At 32.3% G+C, this 1,228-nt stretch carries 2 protein-coding genes; both read right to left on the bottom strand.

The features are described from left to right. Positions 1–114 precede the first annotated feature (114 nt). Positions 115–258, bottom strand: a complete 144-nt coding sequence (locus G465_RS0112815) for a ribbon-helix-helix domain-containing protein (protein ID WP_018616903.1) — start codon at positions 256–258, stop codon at positions 115–117. A gap of 626 nt (positions 259–884) precedes the next feature. Next, on the bottom strand, positions 885–1,228 hold a 344-nt coding region (locus G465_RS0112810), incomplete at its 5' end, for a Rep family protein (RefSeq protein ID WP_022654822.1).

The raw sequence follows: 1,228 nt of genomic DNA, 5'->3' as shown, positions 1-1,228 counted from the left end.
AAACAAAAAATGTCCAATTACGTGTTCTTGTATCTCTCTTTTCACTCATGTTATAATTACCTCACTTATAAGTATAATTTATTTCTTAGTCGCCATTTGCCCTGGCGACTATTTTTATGCCTTTTTTTGTTCATTAACCCACATTGTAATCAAAGCAGATTTACTTAAACCTGTTTCTTTAGATAAAACTTCTATTTTTTCAAAAACTTCTTGATTCAAAGTTATCATAATTCGTTTTTTTTCTTGTTTTTCAGCCATATTTTTTCACCTCAACAATTTTCTATAAATACGAATTCCCTTATAAAACAATCTAACACATTTATAACTAAAGTGTAAGAAATTTATGCATTTTTATCGAAAAACCGGGTTGAGCCTTACTCTCCGTTGATGTTTCGCGATTTATACCCTTTCAGCCTTAGAGGCGCAAGGGATACAGAGTTTTGACCTCTGACCAGTGACCAACCTAGGGGGGGTCGTAGTTGCCCCCCTAGGTTCGAAAAATCCAAAGATTAAATACAAAAACAGTAATCAAAAATGTGATTACCAAAATCCATAAATCAAATCCAAACTTCAATTAACTTGTAATTTAATTTCCTTTTGACTTCACGATATCGAAAGTAATGATTTGGATTGGTTGTTAACTTGGATTAATCCAAGTTACAACTGCACCAATCGCTACTGAAGTAGCTATCATTATTTCTTTGCTCGTCAAAAGTATTTCTCATATCACAAGTTAATTAAAGTTTTGGCAAGCTTCGTATTTGCTAGCCACTTCATTCGCTAACGCTCATTTCGTTCTGCAAATACCCTTGCTGGGATTATATCCCAGACCCTTTATTTTTGCTAACGCAAAAAGCTAGCCATTTTGGCTAGCTAATTCAAATTCATCTAATTCTATGTCTAATAGATTTAATATAATTATTCATAATAAACGCTGAATTATCACAAAGTAACGGAAACCAATCATCAAATCTATTTTCCATAGCATAATCTATTAAGTCTTGAATCTCATCAATATCATTTTCTTTAACAAAACTAATCATTTCTTTAATTAATTGATATCTCTCTCCAGAATTGGCAGAAAGATATATTAAAGGATCAGCACCAGCATGACCTATTATTTCACTCTTACTATACTGAAACTTATTAGGATCATCCATATGAGCAAAATAACGCACCATACCTTTCAGATCCATAACCTTTTGAGGATTTGGTGCCTTTAACCTTA

The sequence above is a fragment of the Aquaspirillum serpens DSM 68 genome, assembly GCF_000420525.1.
In the GTDB taxonomy this organism is placed as follows: domain Bacteria; phylum Pseudomonadota; class Gammaproteobacteria; order Burkholderiales; family Aquaspirillaceae; genus Aquaspirillum; species Aquaspirillum serpens.
This window is presented reverse-complemented; position numbering and strand designations above follow the sequence as displayed.